General features: G+C 55.3%; 13 protein-coding genes. 4 read left to right on the forward strand and 9 right to left on the reverse strand.

Annotated features, from left to right (window positions below):
- Positions 1 to 87 precede the first annotated feature (87 nt).
- The 3 genes from ACI2I2_RS11860 to ACI2I2_RS11870 are packed head-to-tail and all read left to right on the forward strand — an operon-like array spanning position 88 to position 4,416.
- Positions 88 to 1,920, forward strand: a complete 1,833-nt coding sequence (locus tag ACI2I2_RS11860; protein ID WP_404658086.1) for a DUF2264 domain-containing protein — start codon at positions 88 to 90, stop codon at positions 1,918 to 1,920.
- Between the two features lie 15 nt (positions 1,921 to 1,935).
- Positions 1,936 to 3,216: an oligosaccharide MFS transporter gene (locus ACI2I2_RS11865; protein ID WP_404658087.1), complete on the forward strand. Its 1,281-nt coding sequence runs from the start codon at positions 1,936 to 1,938 to the stop codon at positions 3,214 to 3,216.
- Between the two features lie 9 nt (positions 3,217 to 3,225).
- Entirely contained in the window at positions 3,226 to 4,416 is a 1,191-nt protein-coding gene (locus ACI2I2_RS11870; protein WP_404658088.1) for a glycoside hydrolase family 88 protein, read from the forward strand.
- A gap of 88 nt (positions 4,417 to 4,504) precedes the next feature.
- Here the strand turns inward: ACI2I2_RS11870 and ACI2I2_RS11875 are convergent, their stop codons facing one another.
- From ACI2I2_RS11875 to prmB, 6 genes are read right to left on the reverse strand one after another with little or no spacing between them, the layout of a single operon-like run.
- A complete protein-coding gene (locus ACI2I2_RS11875; RefSeq protein WP_330984621.1) occupies positions 4,505 to 4,780 on the reverse strand; it encodes a YfcL family protein in 276 nt (91 codons plus the stop codon).
- Positions 4,781 to 4,794: 14 nt separating this feature from the next.
- Positions 4,795 to 5,340 (reverse strand): elongation factor P hydroxylase, encoded by a 546-nt coding sequence (locus ACI2I2_RS11880; protein WP_404658089.1) that lies wholly within the window; start codon positions 5,338 to 5,340, stop codon positions 4,795 to 4,797.
- Entirely contained in the window at positions 5,340 to 6,149 is an 810-nt protein-coding gene (locus ACI2I2_RS11885) for a sulfite exporter TauE/SafE family protein (protein ID WP_404658090.1), read from the reverse strand. Before ACI2I2_RS11885 ends, ACI2I2_RS11880 begins: the two co-directional genes overlap by 1 nt.
- Entirely contained in the window at positions 6,149 to 6,973 is an 825-nt protein-coding gene (gene mepA, locus ACI2I2_RS11890; RefSeq protein ID WP_404658091.1) for a penicillin-insensitive murein endopeptidase, read from the reverse strand. Before mepA ends, ACI2I2_RS11885 begins: the two co-directional genes overlap by 1 nt.
- A 23-nt stretch (positions 6,974 to 6,996) precedes the next feature.
- Positions 6,997 to 8,082, reverse strand: coding sequence for a chorismate synthase (gene aroC / locus ACI2I2_RS11895; RefSeq protein WP_404658092.1), 1,086 nt, complete (start codon positions 8,080 to 8,082; stop codon positions 6,997 to 6,999).
- Positions 8,083 to 8,104: 22 nt separating this feature from the next.
- Positions 8,105 to 9,037 (reverse strand): 50S ribosomal protein L3 N(5)-glutamine methyltransferase, encoded by a 933-nt coding sequence (prmB, locus tag ACI2I2_RS11900; protein WP_330984626.1) that lies wholly within the window; start codon positions 9,035 to 9,037, stop codon positions 8,105 to 8,107.
- Positions 9,038 to 9,202: 165 nt separating this feature from the next.
- On the opposite strand from prmB, the gene smrB reads away from it, so the two are divergent.
- Positions 9,203 to 9,754, forward strand: a complete 552-nt coding sequence (gene smrB / locus ACI2I2_RS11905; RefSeq protein ID WP_330984627.1) for an endonuclease SmrB — start codon at positions 9,203 to 9,205, stop codon at positions 9,752 to 9,754.
- A gap of 70 nt (positions 9,755 to 9,824) precedes the next feature.
- Here the strand turns inward: smrB and sixA are convergent, their stop codons facing one another.
- The 3 genes from sixA to fadI all read right to left on the reverse strand — a co-directional run bounded on the left by sixA (position 9,825) and on the right by fadI (position 13,973).
- Positions 9,825 to 10,310, reverse strand: coding sequence for a phosphohistidine phosphatase SixA (sixA, locus tag ACI2I2_RS11910; protein WP_404658094.1), 486 nt, complete (start codon positions 10,308 to 10,310; stop codon positions 9,825 to 9,827).
- Between the two features lie 205 nt (positions 10,311 to 10,515).
- Positions 10,516 to 12,663, reverse strand: a complete 2,148-nt coding sequence (gene fadJ, locus ACI2I2_RS11915; RefSeq protein WP_404658095.1) for a fatty acid oxidation complex subunit alpha FadJ — start codon at positions 12,661 to 12,663, stop codon at positions 10,516 to 10,518.
- Entirely contained in the window at positions 12,663 to 13,973 is a 1,311-nt protein-coding gene (gene fadI / locus ACI2I2_RS11920) for an acetyl-CoA C-acyltransferase FadI (RefSeq protein WP_404658096.1), read from the reverse strand. Before fadI ends, fadJ begins: the two co-directional genes overlap by 1 nt.
- Positions 13,974 to 14,105 lie beyond the last annotated feature (132 nt).

Genomic DNA, 14,105 nt, shown 5'->3' on the forward strand with positions numbered 1-14,105 from the left:
AGGCTTGGTTTCGCCGCAGGTATGCTGGCGATAACAAATCCAATAACAATCACTTTTCCTTGATCTCGTGTCTGACGGGAGGGCCTCGTGCAACCTGAAAACATTACCTTTGATAATCCCTTAAAAGAACGTCGTGACCTGACAAAATGGGTGAACGAAATACTCAATGCCGTGACGCCATTCTTCAAAAATAATGCCAGCGGGATCGATCTCGCTAACTTCACCACCCATTACGGCCAACGCATTGCCAACATGGAAGCGTTCTCCCGTTTACTGTGGGGCGTGACACCACTGCTGGCAGGCGGTCAGGAACCGGAACAACTTTCACTTTATATTCAGGCCATTAAATACGGTGTCAATCCACAACATCCAGATTATTGGGGTGAAATCGGCCATAGTGATCAGCGTGTTGTCGAAATGGCGGCTTACGGGCTGCTGTTAGCGCTCGCCCACCAGCCGCTGCTGGCGCATTTTAATGAGCAGGAAAAGCAGCAACTCTGGCACTGGCTGAAGCAAAGTGAAACCGCCACCATTCCGGACAACAACTGGCACTTTTTCCCGATTCTGGTGCAGGTCGGTTTTCATCACGCAGGAATGCCGGTCAACCGCGAGGCTATCGAGCGTCATTTTGATGCCATGGAGCGCTACTGGCTGGGTGACGGCTGGTACAGCGACGGCCCAGAACGCCCGCGCGATTACTACATTTCCATGGGCTTTCACTTCTACGGCCTGATTTATTCCCGTCTGATGAAGGACGTTGACCCACAACGCTGCGCAGTGTTGCGTGAAAGGGCCGCCGTTTTCGCTCAGGATTTTATTCACTTCTTCGAGGAAAACGGCGCAGCCATACCTTTCGGCCGAAGCCTGACCTATCGGTTTGCCCAGGCCGCCTTCTGGAGCGCTGCTGCTTTTGCCGGGCTGGAAGTGTATTCACCTGGCATCATGAAAGGCATCGTTTTGCGCCACCTGCGTTGGTGGATGCAGCAACAGCCGTTTGACCGGGATGGCGTGCTTAGCGTCGGCTACAGCTATCCGAACCTGATTATGGCTGAAGATTACAACGCGCCGGGTTCACCGTACTGGGCACTGAAAACTGTGCTGGTACTGGCGCTCGGTGAAAACAGCGCCTTCTGGCAGGCAGAGGAAGAAGCTCTGCCAGCACGCCACTCACCTCACGCGATTCCTCGTGCAGACCAGGTGTTGGTCCATCAGCCACGTCATCTGTGGATGCTGACCTCCGGGCAGTGGGAGCGAAATAACTTCGTCAACACCGAAGCTAAATACTGCAAGTTTGCCTACTCCACACGCTATGCCTTTAACGTTGAACGCGGGCGTTTCGGCCTGCCGCATGCCTCTCCCGATTCAATGCTACTGCTCAGCGAAAAGGACAATTACTGGCGCGGTCGTCGTGACTGCATGCAGGTCACCACCCAGCAAAATTACCTCTACAGCCGTTGGCAGCCCTGGAATGATGTCACCGTCGACACCTGGTTGGTGGCGCAAGGAAACTGGCAAATTCGTGTTCATCATCTGAAAACAGCACGTGAGCTGGACACGGCGGAAGGCGGTTTTAGCCTTTGCTCTCGCCCTCAGCCAGAACAGCACACAGCCACCGGGATCAGCCAACTTTCCGGTGAGTCAGATCTCAGCGCAATCCACTGTCTGAGTCTGCGTCCGCGCCAGGGCGAGGTCGTTCTCACGCCACCAAACAGCAATCTTCTGTTTGCCGACAGGGCTGCCGTGCCGGTTTTACGCGGTGAGCTTTCAGTGGGCCAGCACTTACTGGTGTGCGCTGTCTGGGCCGGTGATCCGCAGGATTACGACGTAAACAGCCTACCGCAGATAAGCCATCACGACAAAGTGATCCAGCTGAAATCAGCGGCAATGGAAACGCATTTTACCCTGCCGGAACTGCCGTAAAGCGGAGGAAAAATCATGTCGACAAGTACCCCACGCAGTGCGCAATTCAAGATGAGCAGCTTCATCTTTCTCTACTTCTTTACCTGGTCTTCAAGCTTTGGGTTGTATGCTCTGTGGCTGAGTCAGAAAGTTGGGCTCGACAGCATCACCATCGGTAGCGTGTTCGCCATTAACGGCGTGTTTGCGGTGATCATGAAGCCGGTTTATGGCTACATCATGGACAAGATCGGGATGAGCAAATGGCTGCTCTATTTTGTCTGTGCCGTTTCCGCGCTGATGGCACCGTTCTTCGTCACCGTCTATCAGCCGTTGCTGTTGAGCCATACAACCGTCGGTATTTTTGTAGGGGCGTTCTATCTCAGCCTTGGCTGGTACGCAGGCGTTGCTGCCGCTGAATCCTACACTGACCGTTTTAGCCGCCTTTATGGGCTGGAGTTCGGGCGCATCCGCATGTGGGGATCGCTGGGCTGGGCGATGGCGGCCTCGGTCTCTGGTGTGCTGTTTAACTTCACGCCGTTAGCCAACTTCGTGGTCAGCAGCACGACCTCCGTTTTGATGCTACTGGTGCTTATCAGTCTGAAAATTGGCGATGCACAGTTGCGCAGCAACAACGTCATCTCTGAGAACAAAATCGTGTTCAGCGATGTGATTTTGCTGCTGAAGAACCGCAAATTCTGGATGTTCAGCCTGTATGTGGCGGGTGTGGCATGGATGATGTTTGTCGCCGAACAGCAGTTTCCGCGCTACTTCGTCTCCTTCTTCGACACCAAAGAGCAAGGAAACGCCTGGTACGGCTATCTGAGCACCGTCCAGTCCGGCACTGAGTTCGTGATGATGATGTTTATCCCGATGCTGGTGAACCATTACGGCGCCAAAAAAGGCCTGCTGCTGTGCGGTTGTGTGGTCGGCGCACGCCTGATTGCCTCAGGGTTGACCACCGATCCGCTGATGATCTCCATTATCAAGCCGCTGTACGGCATGGAGATTGCCCTGCTGTTGATTTCGGTCTTCAAGTACATCGCCGAGCACTTCAACAAAAAGGTTAACGCCACCATGTATCTGCTGGGCTATCAGGCAATGATCTATGTCGGCTCGGTGGTTGTCGCGCCGCCAGCCGGTTATCTGTACGCCAAAATCGGCTTCGAGCACACCTATCTGATGATGGGTTGTTGCGCCCTGTTCTTCACCCTGGTTTCCAGTTTCACCCTTTCGCGCTGCCGTTCCGCTCGCCACCCCGAGCCTGAAGAGCTGCACGTTCTGGACACTGTGTCCGTTGCCCCCGCTAAAAGTCATTAAGGAGATACCATGACCGCTTCCGTTGTTACCGAACCGCTGCGCCCTGTTGAGCTCTATGCGATTGACCGCCAGGCGTTGCGCCAAAGTCTGGATGCCGCGCTGGGTCGCGTCACAAGAAAACTGGACAAAAATATCACCGCCTTCGGCGACAGTTTCCCGGGCGAAGCCTGTGAAGGCGGCATCTGGCCACGTACGAAAAATGTTGAGTGGACCACCAGCTTCTGGACAGGCCAGCTCTGGCTGGCGTGGGAGATGACCGGAAAAGCGCATTATCGTGAGGCCGCCGAACGTACCCTGCCGTCTTTCTACGAGCGTATTGAGAAACGAATCGAAACCGCCACGCATGACCTCGGTTTTCTCTATTCATTGTCTTGCGTCAGCGCCTGGCGGTTGACCGGCAATGAAACCGCGCGCCAGTCGGCATTACAGGCTGCGAACGCGCTAATGGAGCGTTTCAACCCGACGGCAAAAATCATCCAGGCATGGGGCGACCTGAACGACCCAGAGCAGCAAGGCCGGATGATCATCGACTGCAATATGAACCTGCCGCTGCTGTACTGGGCCAGCGAACAAACTGGCGATGCACGTTACGCACAAGCCGCAACTGCGCATGCGGAGCAGGCTGCGCGCTACATTGTGCGCCCCGACGCTTCCACTTATCACACCTACTATATGGATGTGAAAACGGGTGAACCACGCTTCGGCAACACCCATCAGGGTTACAGCGACAGTTCCTGCTGGTCACGCGGTCAGGCGTGGGGGATTTATGGCTTCCTGCTGAGCTATCTTCATACCGGCGATAAAAGCATGGTCGAGTTATCACGCAGCCTGACGCACTACTTTATCAATCGCCTTCCGGAAGATTCCGTGTGCCATTGGGACCTGGCATTGCTGGGCACAGACGCCGTGCGCGACAGTTCAGCAGCAGCGATCACCGTGTGCGGGTTGCTGGAACTGGTCAAAGCACTGCCAACGCTTGATCCCCATCGGGCGCATTACGAAGAGATGGCGCTGCGGATCATGCAATCGCTGACGGACAATTATCTCGCCCACGACGATGAGCCTTGTGAAGGTTTGTTGAAGCATTCCGTGTATCACATGGCGAGCGGCAAAGGCGTGGATCAGTGCTGTAGCTGGGGGGATTATTTCTATCTTGAGGCGTTGATGCGTTTGCGCCAGATTTGGCCACTTTACTGGTAAACCATGATGCCGGGTGGCGGCTAACGCCTTACCCGGCCTACGAAATTTGTAGGCCCGGTAAGCGCAGCGCCACCGGGCAATTCAGCTGTCAGACTTTCGCCTTCTGGAACAACGTGTCCCACATTCCCAGCACCAGAGCCTGGTCGCGAGGATTGAGTTCACCCGCCTGAATCGCCTTTTCCAGGCTGTGAGACACTTCTCCGTAAACCGCTTCTGGGGAGTGATCGTCGCCCGCTTCCAGCTCGGCGACGGCCAGCGTCAAGTGACCGCGCAGATAACCGCTGGCAAACAGCTCGTCATCACTGGCGTGTTCCACCATCTCATCAATTAACGCCAGAATGCGCGATTCAAATTCTGCGATCATCTTCTTTCCTCAATTTAGATATCTTCCGGCCAGGGGAAGTGTTCCGCCTTTAACGTCGGCGTTAGATAAAACTCTTGTAATGCCTTGATGAAACGCGCCGGGCGAGCAGGAATGCCTTGTTCCAGATACTCCATCACCTGCGCGTGGACGCGGCGCTGAAAGACGATGCGATCTGGCTCGAAGTCACCTTCAAGGTTGTCGCAGCTCACGTTGAACGGGAAACCCGCCGCCACGCAAAACAGCCAGTCAAACGCCTGCGGTTTCACTTCCACATCTTCGAACTTGCTTTGTGTCATCGCATCGCGACCGTCCGGGCAATACCAGTAACCAAAATCAACCTGCTTACGGCGTTCCGCCCCGGCAATGCACCAGTGCGAAATTTCGTGCAGCCCGCTGGCATAGAAGCCATGCGCAAAGACGATGCGGTTGAACGGCGCCTCGTCATCAGCAGGAAGATAAACGGGTTCGTCGTCGCCTTTAATCAGACGGGTATTAAAATCATCGGCAAAGCAGCCGTCGAAGATGTCGATCAGCTGCTGATAATGGTGTTGTTGTTGCATCAGTGAAGTCCCAACCACTGGAGGATTTCAGCCCCATGGCTGTCATAGAGAAGTTTAGCGCTCATCACCGCCGAAACGATAACAATCATCGGTCGGATCAGCTTTTGTCCTTTGCTGAGCACCAGCCGCGATCCCATTCGCGCCCCTAAAAATTGCCCGGCCATCATCACGAAACCCGTCGCCCAAAGGACTTCGCCACCGATGATAAACAGCAGCAATCCGCCCACGTTAGAGGTGGCATTCAGCACTTTGGCATGAGCGGTGGATTTAGCCAGGTTAAACCCGGCGAGGGTGACGAAGGCCAGCGCATAAAACGAGCCTGCCCCAGGGCCAAAAAAACCGTCATAAAAGCCGACACAGCCGCCTGCAATCAAGGCAAACGGCAAGCCATGAAGGCGACGCTGACGATCCTCTTCCCCGAGCCTTGGCATCAACAGGAAATACAGCCCAATCCCTATCACCAGCAGCGGTAGAATCTGACGTAATACGTCGGACTTCACGTGCTGCACCAGCAGCGCACCGGTCATCGACCCGATAAAGGTCATCAGGATATTGAGCTTTTGCTCCTTTAAATTCACCACGCCGCGGCGAACAAAATAGAGCGAGGAAGAGAGCGACCCACCGCAAGCCTGCAGCTTGTTAGTGGCCAGCGCATTAGCCGGAGACATTCCCACCGCCAACAGCGCCGGTATGGTCAGCAGACCACCGCCTCCCGCCAGCGAATCGATAAACCCGGCCAGCAGAGCAACAAAGAAAAGTGCCACCAGCAACAGCGGTGACACCATAAAAATTTCAGTGAAATGTTCCATCACAGCACATGTTCATCCAGTAACGCCTGGCAGGAAGGCGGCAACGGTGGCGGCATCTTCTTCTCAGGTTTGGTTGATCCTGGTTTCGGTGGCTCAAACCAGCTTTGCAGTTCCGCCCCGCAACCGTCACCCGCAGGTGGCGCAGCCTGATCCTGACATTCCAGGCTTCCCGCCGGGCAACGCAGACGCACATGCATATGCGCACGATGCTGGAACCAGGGACGCACTTTGCGCAGCCAGTCGCGATCGGTGCCCGCATCCAGACAAAGCTGCTGCTTGATGGCCGGGTTGACGAAAATACGCGTCACGTCGTTATCTTCCGCCGCCAGCTTAATCAGGCTGCTGATTTGCGGCGTCCACAGTGACGAGCGAACGTGCTTGCCGTCGGCCGCGACCAAATCCAGCGCTTGTGGCTTCAGCAGTTGAGCCGACGTCCAGCGTGTTTGCGGAAGTTGCAGGAAAATGTCCACGTCCAGACCACTCTGGTGGCTGGCGTGGCCGCCGTTAAAACGCCCGCCCGCCGGCATCCCCATATCGCCAATCAGCAGCGTGCCCATTCCCAGGTTATGCACCTGAGTGCTGAGACGCTGAATGAACAAAATCAGATCGGGATGACCGAAGTAGCGACGCTGGTCGGTGCGCATCACCTGATAATTATCAGACTGCAGCGGCAACCCTTGCGCCCCAACGATACACCCGTTGGCAAACGCACCGATTGACTGTGCAGAGCCGGGGATCGGCTGTGTGATTTTCTGCCATGGCGTGGCGGCGAAACCCGCGCTACTGGCGAGCAGTGCCAGCAGCGCAATAACAGTTTTTTTCATTTTCCCGCGTCTTCCTTGCGTGATTACCAGCGAGGAAGGGAGGTGGTGACATCCGCATTCTGCGCACGCTGGCGCAGCAGATGATCCATCAGCACGATCGCCAGCATGGCTTCCGCGATCGGCACTGCGCGGATACCCACGCACGGATCGTGACGCCCTTTAGTGATCATCTCCACTTCTTCGCCGAAACGATTGATCGTACGGCCCGGCACGGTGATGCTGGACGTCGGTTTCAGCGCCATGTGGGCCACAATTTGCTGACCACTGCTGATCCCGCCCAGAATGCCGCCTGCATGGTTGCTCTGGAAACCTGCTTTGGTGATTTCATCGCGGTTTTCGCTGCCGCGCAGACTGACAACCTCAAAACCGTCGCCAATTTCCACGCCTTTCACCGCATTGATGCTCATCAGCGCATGTGCGATATCCGCATCCAGACGATCGAAAACCGGTTCGCCCAATCCTGGCGGCACGCCATCAGCCACCACGGTGATTTTCGCGCCAATCGAATCGCCTTCTTTTTTCAGGCCGCGCATCAGTTCATCGAGCGCTTCGATTTTGTCCGGATCCGGGCAGAAGAACGGGTTCTGCTCAACCTGGCTCCAGTCTTTGATTTCCAGCGGAATGTCGCCCATTTGGGTCATGCAGCCGCGGATAACAATACCGAATTTCTCGGCCAGATATTTTTTGGCAATCGCCCCTGCCGCCACACGCATGGCGGTTTCGCGAGCGGAAGAACGCCCGCCGCCGCGATAGTCACGCAGGCCATATTTTTGCTCGTAGGTGTAATCAGCGTGGCCCGGACGGAACACGTCCTTGATGGCGCTGTAATCCTGCGAGCGCTGATCGGTGTTTTCAATCAGCAGCCCAATACTGGTCCCGGTGGTCACACCTTCGAAAACACCGGAAAGGATTTTCACCTGATCGGGTTCACGGCGTTGGGTGGTATAGCGTGACGTGCCTGGGCGACGACGGTCGAGATCGTGCTGCAGGTCGGCTTCCGTCAACGGAATGCCCGGCGGCACGCCGTCAACGATGCAGCCAAGCGCGACACCGTGAGATTCGCCAAAGGTGGTTACGCGAAAGAGTTGTCCAATTGTGTTTCCTGCCATCACGGCTCCGATCGAGTTTTAATTAATCTTTATAGAGGCTGAAGTGTTCGCGGGCAGCGAGAAGCTGCGCTTTGGTGAGCATAAAGACGCCGTCACCGCCATTATCAAACTCAAGCCAGGTGAACGGAACGTCAGGATACTGCTCTATCAGATGTACCATGCTGTTACCGACTTCACAAATCAGAATGCCGTCGTCAGTCAGGTAGTCCGGTGCGTTGCCAAGAATGCGACGCGTCAGTTTCAGGCCATCGGAACCCGATGCCAGACCCAGTTCGGGTTCATGACGATATTCGTTTGGCAGGTCTGCCATATCTTCAGCGTCAACGTACGGCGGGTTGGTCACGATCAGGTCGTACTGTACTTTCGGCAGGTCGCGGAACAGGTCGGAACGGATTGGCGTGACGTGGTTAATCAGACCATGGTCTTCGATATTGTGCTCGGCAACCGCCAGCGCATCTGGGGAGATATCCACCCCATCGACTTCCGCTTCCGGGAAGGCGTAAGCGCACGCAATGGCGATACAGCCGCTGCCGGTACACATATCAAGAATGTGCTCTGGCTGATGGGAAATCAGGCCCGCAAAACGGTTGTTGATAAGCTCGCCAATCGGCGAACGCGGCACGAGTACGCGCTCATCAACATAGAATTCGTGGCCACAGAACCAGGCTTTGTTGGTCAGGTAAGAAACCGGAATGCGCTCGTTAACGCGGCGAATCACACGCTCAACGATACGGTGTTTCTCACTTGAAGTCAGACGTGCGGTGCGCATGTCTTCAGGGATATCCAGCGGCAAATAAAGAGACGGCAGCACCAGCTGTACGGCTTCATCCCACGGGTTGTCGGTACCGTGACCGTACCAGATGCCCGCTGCGCTGAAACGGCTGACCGCCCAACGCAACATGTCCTGAATGGTGTGCAGTTCACTGACTGCTTCATCGACAAAAATTTTATCCACTTTCCCCTCCAGGGCACGCTCGCTGAATTTCGGCGGCTAGTTTGCCATGAAGACGGCGATAAATCAGCACTCTTGCAGCTCAGGGGCGGGGAAAAAATGCGTTTTCCCTGCCCGCAAGCCAATGGAGTCGGGTAAACTGTCGAAAAGCGAAAACGGAAAGAGAAAATGAAGAAGAAAACCTCACTCAGCGAGGAGGATCAGGCGCTGTTTCGCCAGCTGATGACCGGCACGCGGAAAATCAAGCAGGACACCATTGTTCACCGCCCGGCACGCAAGAAAATCAGCGAAGTGCCGGTCAAACGGTTGATTCAGGAGCAGGCCGATAACAGCCACTATTTTTCAGACGAATTTCAGCCGTTATTGAACACCGAAGGCGCGATGAAATACGTGCGTCAGGACGTGAGTCATTTTGAGGCGAAAAAACTGCGTCGTGGTGATTACTCGCCCGAGCTGTTTCTGGATTTGCATGGGTTAACGCAGATGCAAGCTAAGCAGGAATTAGGCGCGCTGATTGCCGCCTGCCGCCGTGAACACGTCTTTTGCGCTTGTGTGATGCACGGGCACGGTAAACATATTCTGAAGCAGCAGACGCCCCTGTGGCTGGCACAGCATCCGCATGTGATGGCGTTTCATCAGGCACCCAAAGAGTACGGCGGAGATGCCGCATTGCTGGTGTTGATTGAGGTAGAAGAGTGGCAGCCGCCAGAATTGCCTTGAGTCGAACCGGGATAAGAGCCTGAACAGGCTTATAAAGCGGCGGGAAGCACACGGCTCACCCGCCTTTTGCTCAGATGGCTTTCGCCATCTTCAGATTGCACGGACTCATTTGCCAGTTGAAATGGCCTTGTCCGTCTGCCTCAAGGGTGACATTGGCAATCGCGGATGTGGAGAACATCGGCGGCGCTTCCCCCGGGCACAGCTCGGAGACCAGGTAACCGACCAGCGGCAGGTGAGAAACAACCAGCGCAGAGGCCACGCCTTCATTAGCCAGCGCCTGCAGATAGGCGCTCACCAGGCCCACATCGCCGCATGGCGTGAGCTCCGGCAGGACATCAATCTCTTTTGGCAGGTTCATGCATTCCCCCACCACATCCAGCGTCTGTTCTGCTCGTAAGAACGGGCTGACCAGTACGCGCTCAATATCCACTTTTTGACCTTTCAGCCAGGTTGCCATTTGACGGGATTCATCACACCCACAGGTAGTGAGAGGACGAACCGAGTCGCTGGCTGCATCCAGGGCAGCGTCGCCGTGACGCATAATAAAAACTTGCATATTGCACCGCTTTTGTTAACCAGAAGCATCGAAGTAAATCAAACGCGCTTACACGCTCTTTACTCGATGGCCGGGCATTGTGCCTGATCCATCCAATGAATGAAACGCTGTTTTTTACCTCAATGGCGTAAGTATAGTCAATCTTTGTTTACAAAATAGCCATTCAGCAGCGTTATAGATTGTCCGGATTACCCTTTCTTTGACCTCAACTCAACGTCTCAGTTTCATTTATCGGCCAAAAGGTCAGTCCCTGTTCTGCCATCCTTGTTAAAGCTTCGCACGGGGTGAACCGCGGCCCATATTGGGCAGTGAGGCGTTGCAGAATCGCCACCACTTCTCCCGCGCCGAGGGTATCCATATAGCGGAACGGGCCGCCCAAAAACGGCGGAAAACCAATGCCAAACACCGCGCCAATATCACCATCACGCGCGCTGCGCACAACCTGTTCGTCAAAACAACGCGCTGCTTCATTCAGCATCATCATCACACAGCGTTCAGCAATCTGCTGTTCAGAGAGCGCATTTTTCTGCCCGACCTGAATAAGCTTATAAATGGCAGGGTCAGGCTGTTTTTTGCTTTTACGCCCTTTCGCGGCGTAAAGATAGAAACCCCGACCATTTTTTCTGCCTTTGCGATCGTCGTTCAAAATTGCGCTAATGATATTTGCAGGCGCGCTAAAACGTTCTCCGTAGGCACTTTCCAGTACCGGAATAATTTTAGTCCCGGTATCAATCCCCACCTCATCCAAAAGTTGGATTGGCCCCACCGGGAAACCGAATTTCACCAGCGCATCATCAATATGATCAATGCTTTCGCCTTCCGTCAGCAGGCGCATCGCCTCGTTAATGTACGGCGCGAGAATGCGGTTAACGTAGAAACCAGCCTTATCAGCAACCACCACCGGTGTTTTACCAAGCTGTTTCGCCAGCTTCACAGTGGTGGCAATGGTCGTTTCCGATGTGCCTTCATGGGGAATGATTTCCACCAACGGCATTTTCTCGACCGGACTGAAAAAGTGCAGCCCAATCACCTGCTCCGGACGTTGCGCCGTTGCGGCAATGTCGCCAATCGGCAACGAGGAAGTGTTGGAGGCAAAGATGGTATGCGGCGCAAAATTCGCCTCCACATCAGCCACCATTTGCTGCTTCAGCGCCAAATCTTCGAAGACCGCTTCAATCACCACGTCGCGGTGTGAAAAGCCCTGATAATCGGTTGTGCCGGAAATCAGCGCCAGTTGACTGTCGCGCTCACTGGCTCTGATATGGCGGCGACGGACCTTTTTATCAAGCAATTCCCAACTGTACTTCAGCGCATGGTTGATGCCCTTGGCATTAATGTCTTTGATGCGCACTGGCAATCTGGCTTTACTCGCCGTCACGAAGGCGATTCCGCCGCCCATTAACCCGCCCCCCAGCACGGCAGCAGAGCGCAGCGTCTGAGGTTCGGCATTGGCACCCGGATCTTTTTTTACTTCGGTACTGGCGAAAAAGATGGAGCGTAAGGCTTTGGATTCCGGCGTCATGGCCAGTTCGCCAAAAGCCTGCGCTTCAGCTTCGTAACCGCTGGTACTGCCCTGCGCCAGGCCGGTTTCCAGCACCTTCAAAATACGGGTGGTTGCAGGATAATTTCCGTGGGTTTTCTGTTCGGTTTTCTTGCCGGCCATGCTGAAAACCAGATTGCGCGCCAACGGCCCGGCGAGCAGGCGTTCACGCACTGGCAAGCGGCGGCTGGCAGGACGTTCTTGTTTTGCCAGTTCAACGGCAGCCTGAAGCAGGATCGTGTGCGGCACCACCTCATCCACTAACCCGGCCTTCAGTGCCTGGCGTGCGCGAAGCTGCTTGCCCGTCAGGATCATCTCCAGCGCGGTGCTGATACCAATCAAACGTGGCAATCGCTGCGTTCCGCCCGAACCGGGCAACAGGCCAAGCTGTACTTCAGGCAGACCCAGCACGGTTTTAGGATCGTCACTGCAAATGCGACTGTGGCAGGCCAAAGCCAGTTCCAGCCCACCGCCCAGGCAAGCACCGTGAATGGCGGCGATGACCGGGATTGGTAAAGCATGGATCTCGGCCATAATCTGTTGCCCCTGGCGCGCCAGGGCTTCGGCTTCCTGCGCTGTTTTACAGTTGCCAATCATGTTGATGTCGGCTCCGGCGATAAAGTTATCCGGTTTTGCCGAGATAAAGACCACGCCGCGAAGCGCTTTGTTATCGCGGATTTGCTTGAGTATCGCGCGAACCTGAACGCCAAACTCTGCTTTCAGGGTATTCATCTTTTCGCCAGGGACATCAATGTTGATGACCGCGACGTTATCGAGGCGCTCAGTCAGGGTAAATGCGGATGTCATGTCCATTATTCGGCCTCCAGAACCATTGCCGCGCCAAGCCCACCGGCCGCACAAGCCGTCACCAATCCGAAACCGCCGCCGCGACGACGAAGCTCATTCAGTGTCTGAGTGATCATCCTCGCCCCTGTTGCAGCGAAAGGATGTCCGTAAGCAATTGAGCCACCAAGCACGTTAAATTTGCTGTCGTCGATCTCGCCGGTGGCATGGCTGCGCCCCAGCACGTCGCGGGCAAAGCGTTCGCTTGCCAGGAGCTGCACATTCGCCAGCGTTTGTGCGGCAAAAGCTTCGTGCATATCAAAGAGAGTCAGGTCAGCCATCGTCAGACCGGCACGTTCCAGCGCCAGCGGCGTTGACCAGGCGGGGCCGAGTAACATGTCCTGCCAGACATCAATCGCGGTAAACGCATAGCTGCGCAGGTAGCCCAGCGGCTTGAGGCCAAGTTCTTTTGCGCGAGATTCAGTCATCAGGATCACCGCAGCGGCACCATCTGTCAGCGGCGTGCTGTTCGCGGCGGTCACGGTCCCGTGTTTGCGATCAAACGCCGGGCGCAGCTTGGCGTAATCAGCAAGCGAAGAGTTGGTGCGGATATTGTTATCTTTTTCCAGCGGCTCGCGGAACGGCGGTGAATAAGCCGTCATGACTTCTTCCGCCAGCTTCCCCTCTTCCCACGCTTTTGCCGCATGTAAATGAGAGCGATGCGCCAGCGCATCCTGCTGTTCACGGGTGATGCCCCAGGTTTTCGCCATTTGCTCCGCGGTATCGCCCATGCGCAATCCGGTGGAATATTCAGCCACCGCAGGCGGAACAGGGGCTAAATCTTTGAGCTTCAGACGCGAGAACAGTTTGAGTTTTTGCCCCAAAGTACGGGCTTTGTTGGCATCCACCAGCGTTCGCGCCAGCGTTTTACTCACGCCAATCGGCAGAACCGAAGAAGAATCCGCCCCACCGGCAATGCCAGCACGAATGGTGCCTGCCATCAAACTTTCCGCCACGTTAGCTACCGCCTGGAAACTGGTGGCGCAGGCACGACTGACGCTGTAAGCATCGGTATGCACGCTCATTCCGGTACCGAGCACAATTTCGCGGGCAATATTGGGCGCTTCCGGCATCTGCACCACCTGGCCGAAAACCAGTTGTTCGATGACTTCAGGAGGAATTTCACTGCGAGCCAGCATTTCGCCCACGACCATTTTCCCCAGATCGATAGCCGGAATGCCGTGAAACGCCGTCGCCTGACGGGCAAACGGGGTTCGTAATCCGCTGACAATGGCAATGCGATCGCCCTGACGGGTGATAAGCGGTAATGCCTGACTCATAACCTTCCCCTGATAAATGTAAAAAAGTGGTCTGACCTGATAACAGTCTTAACTAATTTTTTACAGGCAGCCAATCAGGGAAACAAAAAAGTGAGAGCCAAAACACACTGAGGAGAAAAAGAAAACGCCCCT

It is taken from the genome of Scandinavium sp. NPDC088450, from assembly GCF_044900545.1.
GTDB lineage: Bacteria > Pseudomonadota > Gammaproteobacteria > Enterobacterales > Enterobacteriaceae > Scandinavium.

What these genes read in the sequence shown, in the direction of transcription:
- ACI2I2_RS11865 (WP_404658087.1), top strand. Translation starts at nt 1,936, where the DNA reads ATGTCGACAAGTACCCCACGCAGTGCGCAATTCAAGATGAGCAGCTTC.
- ACI2I2_RS11870 (WP_404658088.1), top strand. Translation starts at nt 3,226, where the DNA reads ATGACCGCTTCCGTTGTTACCGAACCGCTGCGCCCTGTTGAGCTCTAT.
- ACI2I2_RS11875 (WP_330984621.1), bottom strand. Translation starts at nt 4,780, where the DNA reads ATGATCGCAGAATTTGAATCGCGCATTCTGGCGTTAATTGATGAGATG.
- ACI2I2_RS11880 (WP_404658089.1), bottom strand. Translation starts at nt 5,340, where the DNA reads ATGCAACAACAACACCATTATCAGCAGCTGATCGACATCTTCGACGGC.
- ACI2I2_RS11885 (WP_404658090.1), bottom strand. Translation starts at nt 6,149, where the DNA reads ATGGAACATTTCACTGAAATTTTTATGGTGTCACCGCTGTTGCTGGTG.
- mepA (WP_404658091.1), bottom strand. Translation starts at nt 6,973, where the DNA reads ATGAAAAAAACTGTTATTGCGCTGCTGGCACTGCTCGCCAGTAGCGCG.
- aroC (WP_404658092.1), bottom strand. Translation starts at nt 8,082, where the DNA reads ATGGCAGGAAACACAATTGGACAACTCTTTCGCGTAACCACCTTTGGC.
- smrB (WP_330984627.1), top strand. Translation starts at nt 9,203, where the DNA reads ATGAAGAAGAAAACCTCACTCAGCGAGGAGGATCAGGCGCTGTTTCGC.
- sixA (WP_404658094.1), bottom strand. Translation starts at nt 10,310, where the DNA reads ATGCAAGTTTTTATTATGCGTCACGGCGACGCTGCCCTGGATGCAGCC.
- fadJ (WP_404658095.1), bottom strand. Translation starts at nt 12,663, where the DNA reads ATGGACATGACATCCGCATTTACCCTGACTGAGCGCCTCGATAACGTC.
- fadI (WP_404658096.1), bottom strand. Translation starts at nt 13,973, where the DNA reads ATGAGTCAGGCATTACCGCTTATCACCCGTCAGGGCGATCGCATTGCC.